Source organism: Pseudomonas peradeniyensis, assembly GCF_014268935.2.
In the GTDB taxonomy this organism is placed as follows: Bacteria; Pseudomonadota; Gammaproteobacteria; order Pseudomonadales; family Pseudomonadaceae; genus Aquipseudomonas; species Aquipseudomonas peradeniyensis.
On sequence record NZ_JABWRJ020000003.1, the window covers coordinates 157,190 to 173,556 of the forward strand.

Consider the following 16,367-nt stretch of genomic DNA (forward strand, 5'->3'; position numbering starts at 1 on the left):
CAACCTCAATTGCGGGCGGCGCGCACGCCTTCGGCCAGCGCCGAGCACAGGCTCAGCACATCCTTCACCGCCTGGCCGGCATCCTTGGCCTGGGCGATCTTGTCGACCAGCGCCGAACCGACCACCACGCCATCGGCCAGGCGGGCAATGGCAGCAGCCTGCTCCGGTGTGCGGATGCCGAAACCGACGCTGATCGGCAGATCGGTATGCCGGCGTAGGCGCGCAATGGCCTCGGTCACATGCTCGGTGGTTGCCGAACCCGCACCGGTCACACCTGCAACCGACACGTAGTAGACGAACCCGGAGCTGCGCTCCAGCACGCGCGGCAGGCGCGCATCGTCGGTGGTCGGGGTGGTCAGGCGGATGAAGTCGATGCCCGCGGCCTGGGCCGGGGTGGCCAGCTCGGCGTCGTGCTCCGGCGGCAGGTCGACGATGATCAGGCCATCGACGCCGGCCTCTTTCGCCTCGGCGACGAACTGCTCGACGCCGAAACGGTGGATCGGGTTGTAATACCCCATCAGCACGATGGGCGTGGTCTGGTTATCCACACGGAATTCGCGAACCATCTGCAGGGTCTTGGCCAGGGTCTGGCCGGCTTCCAGGGCGCGCAGGGTGGCGAGCTGGATGGCCACGCCGTCGGCCATCGGGTCGGTGAACGGCATGCCCAGCTCGATCACGTCGGCACCGGCGGCCGGCAGGCCCTTGAGGATCTGCAGCGAGGCATCGTAGCCCGGATCGCCAGCGGTGACGAAGGTGACCAGGGCGGAACGGCCTTCGGCCTTGAGTTCGGCGAAGCGTTGTTCGAGACGGCTCATGCCTGTTTCTCCTGGGCGGCCATGTGGTTCATCACGGTTTGCATGTCCTTGTCGCCGCGACCGGACAGGCAGATCACCATCAGGTGGTCCTTGGGCAGCTTCGGCGCGCGCTTGATCGCCTCGGCCAGGGCGTGGGAGCTTTCTAGCGCCGGGATGATGCCTTCCAGGCGGCAGGTGGCGTGGAAGGCGTCGAGGGCTTCGTCGTCGGTGATGCTGACGTATTCCACGCGCTTCACTTCGTGCAGGTAGGCATGCTCCGGGCCGATGCCGGGGTAGTCGAGGCCTGCGGAGATCGAGTGGGCGTCGGTGATCTGGCCGTCGTCGTCCTGCAGCAGGTAGGTGCGGTTGCCGTGCAGCACGCCCGGCACGCCGCCGTTCAGGCTGGCCGCGTGCTTGTCGGTGTGCACGCCGTGGCCGCCGGCTTCGACGCCGATGATCTGCACGCTGGCATCATCGAGGAAGTCATGGAACAGGCCCATGGCGTTGGAGCCGCCGCCGACGCAGGCGATCAGGCTGTCGGGCAGGCGCCCTTCCTTCTCCTGCAGCTGGGCGCGGGTTTCCTTGCCGATGATCGACTGGAAGTCGCGGACCATCGCCGGGTACGGGTGCGGGCCTGCCACGGTGCCGATCAGGTAGAAGGTGTCCTCGACGTTGGTGACCCAGTCGCGCAGGGCCTCGTTCATGGCGTCCTTGAGGGTGCCGGTGCCGGCGGTCACCGGGACGATCTCGGCGCCCAGCAGCTTCATGCGGAACACGTTGGCCTGCTGGCGCTCGATGTCGGTGGCACCCATGTAGATCACGCAGGGCAGGCCGAAGCGCGCGGCGACGGTGGCGGTGGCCACGCCGTGCATGCCGGCGCCGGTCTCGGCGATCAGGCGCTTCTTGCCCATGCGCTTGGCCAGCAGCACCTGGCCGATGCAGTTGTTCACCTTGTGCGCGCCAGTGTGGTTGAGCTCTTCACGCTTGAAGAAGATCTTCGCGCCGCCGCAGTGCTCGGTCAGGCGCTCGGCGAAATACAGCGGGTTGGGGCGGCCGATGTAGTCGCGCTGGAAGTAGGCCAGTTCTTCGAGGAACTTGGGGTCGGCCTTGGCGGCTTCGTATTCGCGGGCCAGGTCCAGCACCAGGGGCATCAGGGTTTCGGCCACGTAGCGGCCGCCGAACGAGCCGAACAGGCCGTTGGCATCGGGGCCGGCGCGGTATTGGGTCTGGGTCATGGGGCGCTCCAGGGCGTGATGGATGAGTGATGGGCTTTACTCTAACCACGACGCGGCCGGCTGAAAACCGATAAGATTGCGCAAACCTGTCAGGAAAACTCACAAGTAAAATGGCCCAGGACCTTCCCCCCCTCAACGCCCTGCGGGCCTTCGAGGCGACCGCCCGGCTGAACAGTGTCAGCCAGGCTGCCGAGGCGCTTCACGTTACCCATGGCGCCGTCAGCCGACAGATCAAGGTGCTCGAGGAGCATCTGGGCGTGGCCCTGTTCGCCAAGGACGGGCGTGGCGTCAAACTCACAGATGCAGGGGTGCGCCTGCGTGATGCCAGCTTCGAGGCGTTCGACCGCTTGCGCAGCGTCTGCGCCGAGCTTTCCCGCGATGCCGACGAAGCGCCCTTCGTGCTCGGCTGTTCCGGCAGCCTGCTGGCGCGCTGGTTCATCCCGCGCCTGGGGCGCTTGAAGGCCGACCTGCCGGAACTGCGCCTGCACTTGTCCGCTGGCGAAGGCGATCTCGATCCTCGCCGCCCGGGGCTGGATGCCCTGCTGGTCTATGCCGAACCGCCTTGGCCTGCGGACATGCAGGTGCATGTGCTCGCCGAAGAGCGGATCGGCCCGGTGATGAGCCCGCACTTCGAAGGCTTCGATCGTTTGAAAGCCGCGCCAGCCGTGGCTTTGCAACGAGAGGCGGTGTTGCACACGACCTCGCGGCCACAGGCCTGGCCGACCTGGGCGCAGCAGCATGGCATCGAGCCCGGCGCGCTCAGTTACGGCCAGGCATTCGAGCATTTGTACTACCTGCTGGAGGCGGCGGTGGCCGGCCTTGGCGTGGCCATCGCGCCACAGCCGCTGGTGGCGGACGACCTGAAGGCCGGGCGGCTGGCTGCGCCATGGGGCTTCTCCCCGACCCGCGCCGCGTTGGCCCTGTGGGTGCCCCGGCGCGCCGCGGATGGGCGCGCCGAGCAGCTGGCGCAATGGCTGCGCCGAGAGCTGCAGCAGCAGGTCGGTTAGTTACGCCGGCACATCAGGTAGGCGGCCAGCAGGCCGAGGGCGCCGACTGCCACGCCCGCGGTGGTCCAAGGGTGTTCCTGGGCATAGTCGCGGGTGGCGACACCAGTCTGGCGAGTGCGGGTCTTCACTTCCTCGTAGGCGTCACCGAGCAGGCTGCGCGAATGCCTGAGGGCGTTCTCGGCATTGCCGCGCAGCGCCTTCATGGTCTTGTGCGACTCCTCCGAGGCGTCGTGCTTGAGGTGCTCCAGCGTCTTGAGCAGGCTCTCGATCTCGGCTTCCATGCTTTCCAGGGAGGCTTGGCGCAGGGAATTGCGTGGCATGTTGACTCTCCTTCGCGGTATGGGCTGTAAGAAGTGCGACTGCGCGGCGGTGGGAAAGTGCAGTCGAACTTTCTCCTGCGGCGATCGCTCGCAGGTAAACCGGGCCTGCGCTGCTAGGCTCAACGGACTACCCAACCAAGGAGAGCGCTCATGTCGGATCATCACACCTACAAGAAGATCGAGCTGGTCGGATCCTCCCCCACCAGCATCGAAGAAGCGATCAACAATGCCCTGGCCGAGGCCGGCAAGAGCATCAAGCACCTGGAATGGTTCGAGGTGGTCGATACCCGCGGGCATATCCGCGACAACAAGGCCGCGCACTTCCAGGTGACGCTGAAGGTGGGCTTCCGCATCGCCAACAGCTGAAACGAAGCTGGGCTAGGCTTGCCCGGCCTGATCGGGTAATAAGGTTGCAGGGCGCGAGCTTCGCGCCCTTTTCGTCTTTGATCTGTACAAGGAAAGCGATCGATGAAGAAGTTGATTCTGGCCGTGGGGCTGATGGCGTTGGCCGGTGGCGCGCTGGCGGCGGGCAAGCCGTGCGAGGAGCTCAAGGCGGAGATTGCGGCGAAGCTCGATGCCAAGGGTGTGAAGGGCTATACGCTGGAGATCGTCAACAAGGGCGATCCGGCGGGCAAGGTGGTCGGCACCTGCGAGGGTGGGACCAAGGAGATTGTCTACCGCCGCGGTTGACTGGCCTTATCGCGGGGCAAGCCCGCTCCCACGGACCGTATCCTGTGAGAACGGTTTTGCCCCGCTATGGCCTTAATCGGCCTTCAGGGCCTGTGCCATCAGCTCATAGGACCTGATCCGGTCGGCATGCTCATACAGATCGCTGGTGAAGATCAGCTCATCTGCTCCGGTCTGCTCCAGCAGTACCTCCACCTTCGCCCGTACCTTCTGCGGGCTGCCGATCATCGCCAGGCCCAGGAAGCTGCTCACTGCATCGCGCTCATGGGGCAGCCATAGTCCATTCATGCTTTCGACCGGCGGGCGTTGCATCAGGCTCTGGCCACGGATCAGCGCGAGGATGCGCTGGTACACCGAAGTCGCCAGGTAATCGGCCTTTTCGTCGGTCTCGGCCACCACCATAGGGATGCCAAGCATCACGTAAGGCTTGTCCAGCGTGGTGGACGGCTTGAAATGGTCGCGGTAGATGCGGATGGCCTCGTGCATGTAGCGCGGCGCGAAGTGCGAGGCGAAGGCGTAGGGCATGCCGCGCATGCCGGCCAGCTGGGCGCTGAACAGGCTGGAGCCGAGCAGCCACATCGGCACCTCGGTGTCATGGCCGGGTACGGCGATCACTTTTTGATCATCGGTACGCGGGCCGAGGTAGCGCGACAGTTCCTCGACATCGTCGGGGAAGTCGTCGGCGCTGCCGGAGCGTTCACGGCGCAGGGCGCGGGCGGTCATCTGGTCGGACCCCGGGGCGCGGCCCAGGCCCAGGTCGATACGCCCCGGGTACAGGCTGGCCAGGGTGCCGAATTGCTCGGCGATCACCAGCGGCGCATGGTTGGGCAGCATCACCCCGCCGGAACCGATGCGGATGGTCGAGGTGCCACCGGCCAGGTAGCCGATCAGCACGGCGGTGGCCGAACTGGCGATGCCGTCCATGTTGTGGTGTTCGGCGACCCAGAAGCGGTTGTAGCCGAAGCGCTCGACGTGCCGGGCCAGGTCCAGCGAGTTGCGCAGCGATTGCGCCGGGCCGCCGTCGGCGCGCACGGGCACCAGGTCGAGGGTGGAAATCTTCAGGTCTCGCAGGTGCGTCATTGGAGCCTCCGCATCAGGTGGTTGGCCAAGGGCCTTTGAACCTCTGTATGGGCACTTTCGAAGGATTCAATGGGCGACGGGTTTTTGCAGGGCGGCGCAACGGCGGTGGTTTCCTGTAGTCTAAACAGCGTTGGCAGCGTGTCTGCCCTGTTTCAGGAGCCGTTCCATGATCCGCGTAGCAATGGGTGTGCTGGTTTCCCTGCTGGCCACCGCCGCACTGGCCGCGCCCAAGCCGTGCGAGGAACTGAAGGCCGAGATCGAAGCGAAGATCCAGGCGCGCGGGGTGACCTCCTACACGCTGGAAATCGTGCCCAACAGCGAAGTCCGGGACCAGAACATGGTCGTCGGCAGCTGCGAGGGCGGCACGAAGAAGATCATCTACCAGAAGAACGACAGGTAAGTCTTGATACCAGGGGCCGCCAGGCGGCCCCGTGGTGCGCTCAAGGAATGCAGGTCACATTGCTCGGCTCGTTGACCACCACCTTGCGGTTGGCGTCGTACAGCAGCACCTGCGGCTGCATTGCCGGGGCCCGGGCTTCCAGGCGATAACGCTGGCCGGCCTTGAAGTCGTTGTAGCGCACGGTGAGGTAGCAGGTTCGCTCGGTGGGGTCGGTGCTGAAACCGCCGGAATAGATCTCGTAGTCGAAGCGCACCACCAGCTCATGCTTGCCGGGCGTCACCTGGAAGTAGCGGCCGTCGTCCAGGCGCTGGCCGTCCAGACGGTCGGCCATGATGGTTCTGCCGGGGGTGATGGTGTAGAGATCGACCCAGGCCTTGCCTGGGTCTACGGGCGGCAAGGGGCTGGCGCACGCCCCCAGGGCACTGAGGGCCATCAGCATCATGGGCTGGCGCATGGTGAAACTCCCGCTCGCGGTTCACAGGTTACAAGCATAGCGCCGTTCGCGGGGTTCAGGTGCGCTGGCAGCCTGCCGGCTCGCCCTGGCCGATCAATTTCTGCTGCTGGTCGTAGAGCTTGATCCAGGGGCGGAAACCGATGCTGCCCGCCTGCATCTGGTAGCGCTGCCCGGCGGTGAAGTCCTTGTAGCTGAGATTGAGCTGGCAGTCGCGCCATAGCGGCTCGTCCACCGGGCCGATATTGCTGGGCGTCACGGCGAACTGGTAGCGCACGGTCAGCTCGTGATTGCCGGGCTGCACCTGGAAATAGCGGGTGTCGGCCCAGTCGCGCTCATCGACCTGCAGGGCATGCAGCGAGTCGTTGTCACCGGGGGCCAGGTCGATCCAGGCCTGGTTTGGGTCGGCGCGGGGCAGGAAGGAGGCACAACCGGACAACAGCACGAGCGTGCCGGCGGCAAACAGCAGAGTACGCATGGCGAAGCTTCCCCTTGGCGAGATAGTCTTGGTCGCATTCGGCCGACAAGCGAGATAGACAGCCTCGATGTTTGGACTTTTTCTTTTCATGCGCTGCAGCCGTCGGGTTCTCGACCGCAGTTTCACCCGGTTGGTTCCCGTGGCGCTGGGCGTCCTGCTGAGCGGTTGCTCCAGCGTGGGCTATTACGGCCAGTTGGCTGAAGGCCAGTGGCAGCTGTTGCGGGCGCGTCAGCCGGTGGACCGGGTGATCGAGGATCCTGCCACCAGCCCGGTGCTGCGCCAGCGCCTGTTGTTCGCCGAAAAGGCCCGGGCGTTCGCCAGCACGCAGTTGAAGTTGCCGGACAACGGCAGTTACCGGGTCTACGCCGACCTGGGTCGACCGTATGTGGTGTGGAATGTGTTCGCGACCCCTGAGCTGTCGTTGCAGCCGGTGACCCATTGCTTCCCCATCGCCGGCTGCGTGGCCTACCGCGGCTATTACCGACAGGGCGCGGCCCGCGGCGCGGCGGCGCTGATGCGCCAGGAAGGCCTGGATGTCTATGTGGGAGGTGTGGAGGCTTATTCCACCCTGGGCTGGTTCGACGACCCGATCCTGTCGACCATGGCCGGCTGGGGCGATGAGCGCCTGGCCACGGTGATCTTTCATGAGCTGGCGCACCAGCGCTTCTACGTGCAGGACGATACCGAGTTCAACGAGTCGTTCGCCTCGTTCGTCGAACAGGAGGGCACCCGGCAATGGCGTGCCGCGCGTGGGTTGGCAGCCATCGAGGAGGCTGGCGCCAGGCAGCGCGAGCAGTTCACCCGCTTGGTGCTGGCCAGTCGCGAGCGGTTGCAGGCGATCTATGTCGGGCCGCTGGATGAGGCGGGCAAGCGGGCGGCCAAGCAGGCCGAGTTCGAGCGGTTACGCCGGGAGTACCGTGAGGTACGGGATCGGGACTGGGGCGGGGATCGGCGCTTCGATGCCTGGGTCTTTGCGCCGTTGAACAATGCCAAGCTGCTGCCTTTTGGGCTTTATGACCAGTGGGTTCCGGCGTTTTCGCAGCTGTTCAAGGATGTCGGTGGGGACTGGGCACTGTTCTATGAGCGGGTCGAGGTGCTGGGGCGGATGCCGATCGAACAGCGCAAGGCGGTGCTTGGACGGTTGATGGCAGGTCAGTGAGATTTCGGGGCCGCTTTGCGGCCCATCGCTGGCAAGCCAGCTCCCACAGATATAGCGCCGGTCTTGAGCTTAGCGCAGTCGAGGTGGGAGCCGGCTTGCCGGCGATGGGCTGCGTAGCAGCCCCGATGCCCTAACGCACAAACGCCAAGTGCAACTCAGCCAGCGTCTCGAAATGGAACGCAGGCGCCTCGGCCTGCAGTTCCTCTCGGCTGCCGAACCCGTATCCCACCGCTACCGCCTGCAACCCATTGCTGCGCGCACCGATCAGGTCATGCTTGCGGTCGCCGATCATCAGGGTCTGCGCCGGGTCCAGCCCTTCTTCGTCCAGCAGATGGCGAATCAGCTCGACCTTGTCGGTGCGGGTGCCGTCCAGCTCGCTGCCGTAGATCACCTTGAAGTGGTGGTCGAACTCGAAATGCCGGGCGATCTCGCGGGCATACACCCACGGCTTGGAAGTGGCGACATACAGGGTGCGGCCTTGGCCGTTGAGCGCCTGCAGCAACTGCGGCACGCCGTCGAACACCAGGTTCTCGTACAACCCGGTGACCTTGAAGCGCTCGCGGTAGAAGTTCACCGCGTCCCAGGCCTTGGCCTCGTCGAAGCCATAGAACTGCATGAAGGCCTGCAACAGGGGGGGGCCGATGAAGTGCTCGAGGCGGGTCAGGTCCGGCTCGTCGATGCCCAGCTTGGCCAGGGCGTACTGGATCGAGCGGGTGATGCCCTCGCGTGGGTCGGTCAGGGTGCCGTCGAGGTCGAAAAGGATGTTCTGCTGGTGCATGGAGCTGTCCACTCTGCTGTTCATCTGGACGCCATCGCGGGGCATGCGACGGTCGTGGGAGCGGGCTTGCGCCGCGATGGGGTCATTCCGGTTGGTCGTAGCCTTCGGCCAGGTGCTGGTCCTTGAGCTTCACGTAGTTGCCGGCGCTGTAGGGGAAGAACGCGTGTTCCTGCTCGCTCAGCAGGCGCACCTGTTTCACCGGGCTGCCCATGTACAGGTAGCCGCTGACCAGGCGCTTGCCCGGCGGTACCAGGCTACCGGCGCCGATGATCACCTCGTCCTCGACGATGGCGCCGTCCATGATGGTACTGCCCATGCCGACCAGGATGCGGTTGCCCAGGGTACAGCCATGCAGCATGACTTTGTGACCGATGGTCACCTCGTCGCCGATGATCAGTGGAAAGCCGTCGGGGTTGAACGGCCCGGCGTGGGTGATGTGCAGCACGCTGCCGTCCTGCACGCTGGTGCGCGCGCCGATGCGGATGCGGTGCATGTCGCCGCGCACCACGGTCAGCGGCCAGATCGAGCTGTCCGCGCCGATCTCGACGTCGCCGATGACCACCGCCGAGCGGTCGACGAAGGCCCGTGCTCCCACTTTCGGCGTGTGTTGCTGGAAGGTCCGGAGGGCCATGATAGTGTTCCTCTGCAATGCCGATAGGCAGGCTGCCTGCTGCGGTCGGCGTCGATTGTAATTAAGATGGTCCCGTGTTTCTCCTGCCAAGGTACCCGAACCGTGAGTGCGAACAACCCGCTGCTGCAGTCCCATGATCTGCCGCCCTTCTCGGCAATCCGCGCCGAGCATGTGCTGCCGGCGATCGAGCAGATCCTCGCCGACAACCGCAAGGCCATCGCCGAGATCCTCGAAAAGCAGGGCAAGAACCCGACCTGGGCCGGCCTGGTGCTGGCCATGGACGAACTCAACGACCGCCTGGGCGCCGCCTGGAGCCCGGTCAGCCACCTCAATGCGGTGTGCAACAGCCAGGAACTGCGCGAGGCCTACGAGTCGTGCCTGCCTGCCCTGAGCGCCTATTCCACCGAACTGGGCCAGAACCGTGCCCTGTTCGAAGCCTATGAAGCCCTGGCCGCCAGCCCCGAGGCCGCTGGCTTCGATGTGGCGCAGAAAACCATCATCGACCACGCCCTGCGCGACTTCCGCCTGTCGGGCATCGACCTGCCCGCCGACAAGCAGCAGCGCTATGCCGAAGTGCAGAGCAAGCTCAGCGAGCTGGGCAGCCGCTTCTCCAACCAGTTGCTCGACGCCACCCAGGCCTGGACCAAGCACGTCACCGACGAGGCCGCCCTCGCCGGCCTGACCGATTCGGCCAAGGCGCAGATGGCCGCCGCCGCCCAGGCCAAGGGCCTCGACGGCTGGCTGATCACCCTGGAATTCCCCAGCTACTACGCGGTGATGACCTACGCCGACGACCGCGCCCTGCGCGAAGAGCTGTACGCCGCCTACTGCACCCGCGCCTCCGACCAGGGCCCGAACGCCGGCCAGTTCGACAACGGCCCGGTGATGGAAGAAATCCTCGACCTGCGCCAGGAGCTGGCCAAGCTGCTAGGCTACCCGAACTTCGCCGAGCTGAGCCTGGCCACCAAGATGGCTGAGTCCAGCGACCAGGTGCTGAGCTTCCTGCGTGACCTGGCCAAGCGATCCAAGCCGTTCGCCGCCCAGGACCTGGAGCAGCTCAAGGCCTACGCCGCCGAGCAGGGCACCCCTGAGCTGGCCAGCTGGGACGCCGGCTACTTCGGCGAGAAGCTGCGCGAACAGCGCTACAGCGTGTCGCAGGAAGCCCTGCGCGCCTACTTCCCGATCGACAAGGTGCTGTCCGGCCTGTTCGCCATCGTCCAGCGCCTGTACGGCATCGAGATCGCCGAGCTCAAGGGCTTCGACAGCTGGCACCCGGACGTGCGCCTGTTCGAGATCAAGGAAAACGGCCAGCACGTCGGCCGCTTCTTCTTCGACCTCTATGCCCGCGCCAACAAGCGTGGCGGCGCCTGGATGGACGGTGCCCGCGATCATCGCCGCACCGCCGCCGGCTCGCTGCAGAGCCCGGTGGCCAACCTGGTGTGCAACTTCACCCCGGCCACGCCCGGCAAGCCTGCGCTGCTGACCCACGACGAAGTCACCACCCTGTTCCATGAGTTCGGCCACGGCCTGCACCACCTGTTGACCCGCATCGAGCATGCCGGCGTGTCCGGCATCAACGGCGTGGCCTGGGACGCGGTGGAGCTGCCGAGCCAGTTCATGGAGAACTGGTGCTGGGAGCCCGAGGGCCTGGCGCTGATTTCCGGCCACTACGAGACTGGCGAACCGCTGCCGCAAGACCTGCTGGACAAGATGTTGGCGGCGAAGAACTTCCAGTCCGGCATGATGATGGTGCGCCAGCTGGAGTTCTCGCTGTTCGACTTCGAGCTGCACGCCACCCACGGCGACGGCCGCGGCGTGCTGCAGGTGCTCGAAGGCGTGCGCGACGAGGTCTCGGTGATGCGCCCGCCGGCCTACAACCGCTTCCCCAACAGCTTCGCGCACATCTTCGCCGGCGGTTACGCGGCGGGTTACTACAGCTACAAGTGGGCCGAAGTGCTGTCGGCCGATGCCTTCTCGCGCTTCGAGGAAGAAGGTGTGCTGAACGCCGAGACCGGCCGTGCCTTCCGCGAAGCCATCCTGGCCCGTGGCGGTTCCCGCGAGCCGATGGTGCTGTTCGTCGACTTCCGCGGCCGTGAGCCTTCCATCGATGCACTGTTGCGCCACAGCGGCCTCACCGAGGACGCGGCGTGAGCGAGGTAGCCGTGAGCAAGAGCAAGCGACGTTTCATCGCCGGGGCGGTATGCCCGGCGTGCAGCGAGATGGACAAGCTGATGATGTGGAACGAAGACGGCGTGCCGCACCGCGAGTGCGTGGCCTGCGGGTTCACCGATACCCTGAATGAACAGGGCCTGTCGGTACCCTCGGAGCTGGGCACCCGGGTCAACCACCTGGCGCCCAAGGCGGCGCCGGCCAAGGTGCAGACCGTGCAGTTCTTCCCCAATCCGAAGCTGAAGAAGCCGCAGGATTGAAGGTAAATCACGCGGCAAGCGTGGGAGCGGGCTTGCCCCGCGATAATCGGTTGTAGCTATCCTGCTGAACCCGGATTACTGTATGCATATACAGCAATCCGGGTTCTCATCATGAAACCAGCCCCCATTCGTGGCCGCGGCACCGCCGACAATCCCCACAACCGCTTCGCCCCGAGCATTTCAGTAGCCGAGGACGATGGCTGGTACCAGGAAGTCCCACTCACCCAGGGCACCGAGGTGCGGATCGAGACGGCCAAGACCATCATCGCCCGCAACACCTCCCCCGACCTGCCCTTCGACCGCTCCATCAACCCCTACCGCGGTTGCGAACACGGCTGCATCTACTGCTATGCCCGCCCCAGCCACGCCTACTGGGACCTCTCTCCCGGCCTCGATTTCGAAACCAGGCTGATCGCCAAGACCAATGCCGCCGAGGTACTTGAACAGCAATTGAGCAAGCCCGGCTACGTCTGCGCACCGATCAACCTGGGTTCCAACACCGACCCCTACCAGCCCATCGAGCGTGAGCACCAGCTCACCCGACGCCTGCTCGAAGTGCTGCTGCGCTACCGCCACCCGGTGACTATCGTCACCAAGGGCTCGCTGATACTGCGCGACCTTGATCTCATCTGCGAACTGGCCAGCCGACGCCTGGTGCGGGTAATGATCAGCCTCACCACCCTCGACGATGAGCTCAAGCGCACCCTCGAACCCCGCGCGGCCGCCCCCAAGGCGCGTTTGCGAGCGATCCGCGTGCTGCGCGAGGCCGGCGTTCCGGTGGGCGTGCTGTGTTCGCCGATGATCCCGATGATCAACGACAGTGAGCTGGAGCATCTGCTGGAGGCGGCAATGGAGGCCGGTGCGCAAAGCGCGGCGTACATGATGCTGCGCCTACCGCTGGAGGTCGCACCGTTGTTCGAGCAGTGGCTGCAGGATCACTACCCACAGCGGGCCGCGCATGTGCTGAGCCTGATTCGCCAGAGCCGGGGGGGCGAGTTGTATGACAGCCGTTTCGGCGCCCGGATGCGCGGCGAAGGAGTGTTCGCCGAGCTGTTGGCCCAGCGCTTTCGCAAGGCAGCCAGGCGGCTGGGGTTCGAGGGGCGTGAGGAACTGCAGCTCGATTGCACCGCCTTCTGCGTCCCGGGCGCACAGATGGCGTTGTTCTAGCAGCGTAATTTCTCGGATCAGGAGCTATAAGTACAACTAAGACAACCCAACAATTTCACTCATGAAGCTTGGCATCTGATGCTTTTTTGCTATTATCCAGCACTCCCCTCGCCCATCTAGAACGCCCGTTCTAGAGCCTGCGCAATTAAGTTTCAGTTAAGTTTCCTACGCTAGCGTGAGTCATGAGTCAGCAGTGACTGTGATTATTTACCCGTGCGCGTCATCTAAATCCCCGCGTCACCCCAATCTTTCCCCGGTAACATGGAATTCACTTTCAAACCGTCAAGAGGATGAATCATGCCCGTCAAGGACCCATCCAAGGTTGTCCCGGCCGCACCCGCCGAAAGCGCCGATGCCGCCCTCAAGCATATCGTCGACGGCTTCCTGCGGTTCCACACCGAAGTCTTCCCCGAGCAGCAAGAGCTGTTCAAGAAACTGGCCACCGCGCAGAAACCGCGCGCCATGTTCATCACCTGCGCCGACTCGCGCATCGTGCCTGAACTGATCACCCAGAGCTCGCCGGGCGACCTGTTCGTCACCCGTAACGTCGGCAACGTCGTGCCGCCGTATGGCCAGATGAACGGCGGTGTGTCGAGCGCCATCGAATACGCGGTGCTGGCCCTGGGCGTGCATCACATCATCGTTTGCGGCCACTCCGACTGCGGCGCCATGCGCGCGGTGCTCAACCCGCACTCGTTGGACAAGATGCCGACTGTCGCGGCCTGGCTGCGCCACGCCGAGGTGGCGCGTACCGTGGTCGAAGACAATTGCTCCTGCGACACCCCGCACGAAAGCATGCAGTTGGTGACCAAGGAAAACGTCATCGCCCAGCTGCACCACCTGCGCACCCACCCATCGGTGGCCTCGCGCCTGGCTGCGGGCCAGTTGCACATCCATGGCTGGCTGTATGACATCGAGACCAGCCAGATCGAAGCCTACGACGCCGCCAGCGATCGCTTCCTGCCGCTGACTGCAGGTCAGCCGATCCCCTCTGCCACACCGAGAGGCCGCTACTAAGCGACCCGAACACGCTGAAAAAGCCTTGATTGCCGGCTGCACCCGATGGGTGCGGCGCGGCCTTCGCCTGCCTTGAATCTCCCTGAATGCCTTGCCGGCAGACCCGCTGGCGGCCCGCGCCTGCGCGTCATTCAGGGTTCCCCGTGCTAGCGGCCAGCGGAATGGCCGTGAATTTAGAAAGGAGCTACATGGTGAACATGACACAGATAAAGGCGGCCCTGCCGCGCGAGTTGCTGGCTTCGGTGGTGGTCTTCCTGGTCGCCCTGCCGTTGTGCATGGGCATTGCCATCGCCTCGGGCATGCCACCGGCCAAAGGACTGATCACCGGCATCATCGGCGGTATCGTGGTGGGCTTTCTCGCCGGCTCGCCTTTGCAGGTCAGCGGCCCGGCGGCGGGGCTGGCGGTGCTGGTGTTCGAACTGGTGCGCCAGCACGGCATGGCCATGCTCGGGCCGATCCTGTTGCTGGCCGGTCTGCTGCAACTGCTGGCCGGGCGCCTGCGCCTGGGCTGTTGGTTCCGGGTCACGGCGCCGGCGGTGGTGTATGGCATGCTCGCCGGGATCGGCGTGCTGATCGTGCTGTCCCAGGTGCATGTCATGTTCGATACGGCACCACAGCCCTCGGGTGTGGACAACCTGCTGGGCTTCCCGGCGACGCTGGCTTCGGCCCTGCCGCTGGAAAGCGCGGGCAATGGTTGGCAGGCCGGCGCGCTTGGACTGGGCACCATCGCCATCATGTGGGGCTGGGAGCGCCTGCGCCCGCAACGCCTGCGCTTCATTCCCGGCGCCCTGCTCGGAGTGGCGGCGATGACCGCCGTCAGCCTGTGGCTGGCGCTGCCGGTCAACCGCGTTCAGGTGCCGGCCGATCTGTCCGAGGCCATCGACTGGTTGCGTCCGGATGACCTGCTCAAGTTGGCCGACCCGACCCTGCTGGTGGCGGCTTTCGCTCTGGCCTTCATCGCCAGTGCCGAAACCTTGCTGTCCGCCGCAGCCGTCGACCGTATGCACAGCGGCCAGCGTTCGGACTTCGACCGTGAGCTGTCGGCGCAGGGCATCGGCAACATGCTCTGCGGGGTGCTTGGTGCGCTGCCGATGACCGGGGTGATCGTGCGCAGCTCGGCCAACGTCCAGGCCGGTGCCCGGACACGGGCCTCGGCGATCTTCCATGGGCTCTGGCTGCTGGCCTTCGTGGTGGCGCTGAGCAGCGTGCTGCAGCAGATCCCTGTGGCCAGCCTGGCCGGGGTGTTGGTCTATACCGGGGTCAAGTTGGTGGACTTCAAGGCGTTCCGTGGGCTGGGCCGTTATGGGCGGATGCCGATGTTCACCTATGCGGCGACGGCACTGGCGATCATCTTTACCGACCTGTTGACCGGCGTGCTGCTGGGCTTTGCCCTGACCCTGCTGAAGCTGGCGTTGAAGGCGGCGCGGTTGAAGATCAACCTGGTGGTATTGGGTACGCCGGGGCACATGGAGTTGCGTCTGAGTGGGGCGGCGACCTTTCTCAAGGTGCCGGCGCTGACTCAGGTGCTGGATACGGTGCCGGAGGGGACCACCTTGCATGTGCCGCTGGGCAACCTGAGCTATATCGACCATTCCTGCCTGGAACTGCTGGAGGATTGGGGGCGCAGTGGCGCGGCCAAGGGTTCGCGGCTGGTGCTGGAGCAGCGGCGTCTGAAGCGGCGGGTGGAGGGAAGGTTGCGGACTACCGCGGGGGTTGGGGCTTAGTCTGATCTGAGGATCCTGGGGCTGCTGCGCAGCCCTTTCGCGACACAAGGCCGCTCCCACAGATACAGCGCAGAAATTGAATCATGCACTGAACCTGTGGGAGCGGCCTTGTGTCGCGAAAGGGCCGCAAAGCGGCCCCGGCAATTTTGAGGTTTGCTCAGGCCGATTGCCCCAGCTCCACACCAAGCTGGCGCGAAAGGCACGGCCAGCGTTTCCACGCAGCGCCAGTTTCCGGGCTCGACAGCTTGTCGCGGTAGATCTCCACCGATTCCACGGCAAAGCTTTCCTCATCGAGCATCTTGTCCACCGAATGATGCACCACCTCATCCAGCTGGTTGGCAAACGTCTCGCCGATCAGCTGATGGGCGATCAGGTTGGCGACCGTGGTATCCACCGGAATCAGCGGCTGCTGGAAATGGCGGATATACAGGTCGTTGACCTCCTCGACCAGGCGATGCGCCAGGTAGGCCTCGTCCAGCAGGCAGTCCAGCCCGACCTGCCCCGCCATCACGCTCGGCGGCTGCAGGAAATAGGCCTCGGCAATCTTCAGTACCGGTTTGATCTGCGTCTCGATGCCTGCTTCGAGCGCCACGTTGTGCGCGGCCTCGAGCAGTTCCGGAACCTCGTTGATGTAGGCGCCGACAAAGCGCGCCAAGGTACCCTGGGCATCCTGCTCAGGCAGTTGGATCGACGGATGCAGGTGTGGCAGTTGCAGTTCGAGGCGGGCTTTCAGTTGGCCTGTGCGGCTCTCATGTTGATGGGCGTTTTCGATCTGCTCGCGTACAGCAGCGATGTTCATGACAACTCCAGGGACATGGCGTTACAAACGGAAGACACTAAGTTAGCTTGCTTACGAGAATCGCTAAGACGCATTTGTTATATCGCTGAGATACGTGTAGGAAATTGGCTATATCAAAGTGCCATTATTGTGCCTCGGCCCAGTATTCATGCGGCTTTCAGCGCAAACGTTTGGTTACGTGAAGATCATTTCAAGCCCTGCGTTGCGCACC

19 protein-coding genes are annotated in these 16,367 nt (G+C 64.8%); 10 read left to right on the forward strand and 9 right to left on the reverse strand.

Features of this window, described 5'->3' with window-relative positions; genetic code table 11:
• Nucleotides 1–5: 5 nt before the first annotated feature.
• Nucleotides 6–815: a tryptophan synthase subunit alpha gene (gene trpA, locus HU751_RS15570; protein ID WP_186732127.1), complete on the reverse strand. Its 810-nt coding sequence runs from the start codon at nt 813–815 to the stop codon at nt 6–8.
• Nucleotides 812–2,029 carry a tryptophan synthase subunit beta gene (trpB, locus tag HU751_RS15575; protein WP_011531493.1) on the reverse strand — a complete coding sequence of 406 codons (1,218 nt, stop codon included), beginning with the start codon at nt 2,027–2,029 and terminating at the stop codon, nt 812–814. The genes trpA and trpB overlap by 4 nt, the downstream gene beginning before the upstream one ends.
• Before the next feature lie 110 nt (nt 2,030–2,139).
• On the opposite strand from trpB, the gene HU751_RS15580 reads away from it, so the two are divergent.
• Nucleotides 2,140–3,036 carry a LysR family transcriptional regulator gene (locus HU751_RS15580; RefSeq protein WP_186732126.1) on the forward strand — a complete coding sequence of 299 codons (897 nt, stop codon included), beginning with the start codon at nt 2,140–2,142 and terminating at the stop codon, nt 3,034–3,036.
• Here HU751_RS15580 and HU751_RS15585 read toward each other — a convergent pair.
• Complete coding sequence (locus HU751_RS15585; RefSeq protein WP_186712219.1) at nt 3,033–3,356, reverse strand: ElaB/YgaM/YqjD family protein; 324 nt, start codon at nt 3,354–3,356, stop codon at nt 3,033–3,035. The genes HU751_RS15580 and HU751_RS15585 overlap by 4 nt on opposite strands.
• 150 nt (nt 3,357–3,506) lie before the next feature.
• On the opposite strand from HU751_RS15585, the gene HU751_RS15590 reads away from it, so the two are divergent.
• Complete coding sequence (locus HU751_RS15590; RefSeq protein ID WP_011531496.1) at nt 3,507–3,722, forward strand: dodecin; 216 nt, start codon at nt 3,507–3,509, stop codon at nt 3,720–3,722.
• A 102-nt stretch (nt 3,723–3,824) separates the two neighbouring features.
• Nucleotides 3,825–4,046, forward strand: coding sequence for a DUF1161 domain-containing protein (locus HU751_RS15595; protein WP_110736077.1), 222 nt, complete (start codon nt 3,825–3,827; stop codon nt 4,044–4,046).
• Nucleotides 4,047–4,118: 72 nt separating this feature from the next.
• Here HU751_RS15595 and HU751_RS15600 read toward each other — a convergent pair whose 3' ends face one another.
• Nucleotides 4,119–5,123, reverse strand: a complete 1,005-nt coding sequence (locus HU751_RS15600; protein ID WP_186732125.1) for an LLM class flavin-dependent oxidoreductase — start codon at nt 5,121–5,123, stop codon at nt 4,119–4,121.
• A gap of 166 nt (nt 5,124–5,289) precedes the next feature.
• Here HU751_RS15600 and HU751_RS15605 point away from each other — a divergent pair, with 166 nt between their 5' ends.
• The gene (locus tag HU751_RS15605) at nt 5,290–5,523 is read left to right on the forward strand and encodes a DUF1161 domain-containing protein (RefSeq protein ID WP_186712217.1); all 234 of its coding nucleotides are present in this window, start codon (nt 5,290–5,292) and stop codon (nt 5,521–5,523) included.
• Between the two features lie 40 nt (nt 5,524–5,563).
• Here the strand turns inward: HU751_RS15605 and HU751_RS15610 are convergent, their stop codons facing one another.
• Together HU751_RS15610 and HU751_RS15615 are read right to left on the reverse strand one after the other, a co-directional pair.
• Nucleotides 5,564–5,977, reverse strand: coding sequence for a PA0061/PA0062 family lipoprotein (locus HU751_RS15610; RefSeq protein WP_028688711.1), 414 nt, complete (start codon nt 5,975–5,977; stop codon nt 5,564–5,566).
• Between the two features lie 55 nt (nt 5,978–6,032).
• The gene (locus tag HU751_RS15615; protein ID WP_186732124.1) at nt 6,033–6,452 is read right to left on the reverse strand and encodes a PA0061/PA0062 family lipoprotein; all 420 of its coding nucleotides are present in this window, start codon (nt 6,450–6,452) and stop codon (nt 6,033–6,035) included.
• A gap of 88 nt (nt 6,453–6,540) precedes the next feature.
• Here HU751_RS15615 and HU751_RS15620 point away from each other — a divergent pair, with 88 nt between their 5' ends.
• On the forward strand, nt 6,541–7,611 hold the full coding sequence (locus HU751_RS15620; RefSeq protein ID WP_186732123.1) for an aminopeptidase: 1,071 nt from the start codon (nt 6,541–6,543) through the stop codon (nt 7,609–7,611).
• Between the two features lie 130 nt (nt 7,612–7,741).
• Here the strand turns inward: HU751_RS15620 and HU751_RS15625 are convergent, their stop codons facing one another.
• Together HU751_RS15625 and HU751_RS15630 are read right to left on the reverse strand one after the other, a co-directional pair.
• Nucleotides 7,742–8,389, reverse strand: coding sequence for an HAD family hydrolase (locus tag HU751_RS15625; RefSeq protein ID WP_186732215.1), 648 nt, complete (start codon nt 8,387–8,389; stop codon nt 7,742–7,744).
• 82 nt (nt 8,390–8,471) lie between these two features.
• Nucleotides 8,472–9,020: a gamma carbonic anhydrase family protein gene (locus HU751_RS15630; RefSeq protein ID WP_011531504.1), complete on the reverse strand. Its 549-nt coding sequence runs from the start codon at nt 9,018–9,020 to the stop codon at nt 8,472–8,474.
• 102 nt (nt 9,021–9,122) lie between these two features.
• Here HU751_RS15630 and prlC point away from each other — a divergent pair, with 102 nt between their 5' ends.
• The 5 genes from prlC (at nt 9,123) to HU751_RS15655 (ending at nt 15,357) form a co-directional block, all read left to right on the forward strand.
• Nucleotides 9,123–11,171, forward strand: coding sequence for an oligopeptidase A (gene prlC, locus HU751_RS15635; RefSeq protein WP_367616961.1), 2,049 nt, complete (start codon nt 9,123–9,125; stop codon nt 11,169–11,171).
• A complete protein-coding gene (locus tag HU751_RS15640) occupies nt 11,168–11,449 on the forward strand; it encodes a YheV family putative zinc ribbon protein (RefSeq protein WP_050703177.1) in 282 nt (93 codons plus the stop codon). The genes prlC and HU751_RS15640 overlap by 4 nt, the downstream gene beginning before the upstream one ends.
• Nucleotides 11,450–11,560: 111 nt before the next feature.
• On the forward strand, nt 11,561–12,616 hold the full coding sequence (locus tag HU751_RS15645; RefSeq protein WP_189657258.1) for a PA0069 family radical SAM protein: 1,056 nt from the start codon (nt 11,561–11,563) through the stop codon (nt 12,614–12,616).
• A 297-nt stretch (nt 12,617–12,913) separates the two neighbouring features.
• Nucleotides 12,914–13,633 (forward strand): carbonic anhydrase, encoded by a 720-nt coding sequence (locus HU751_RS15650; RefSeq protein WP_050703179.1) that lies wholly within the window; start codon nt 12,914–12,916, stop codon nt 13,631–13,633.
• Nucleotides 13,634–13,821: 188 nt separating this feature from the next.
• Nucleotides 13,822–15,357 carry a SulP family inorganic anion transporter gene (locus HU751_RS15655; protein WP_189657257.1) on the forward strand — a complete coding sequence of 512 codons (1,536 nt, stop codon included), beginning with the start codon at nt 13,822–13,824 and terminating at the stop codon, nt 15,355–15,357.
• A 157-nt stretch (nt 15,358–15,514) separates the two neighbouring features.
• Here HU751_RS15655 and HU751_RS15660 read toward each other — a convergent pair whose 3' ends face one another.
• The gene (locus HU751_RS15660) at nt 15,515–16,156 is read right to left on the reverse strand and encodes a hypothetical protein (RefSeq protein ID WP_186732120.1); all 642 of its coding nucleotides are present in this window, start codon (nt 16,154–16,156) and stop codon (nt 15,515–15,517) included.
• Nucleotides 16,157–16,367 lie beyond the last annotated feature (211 nt).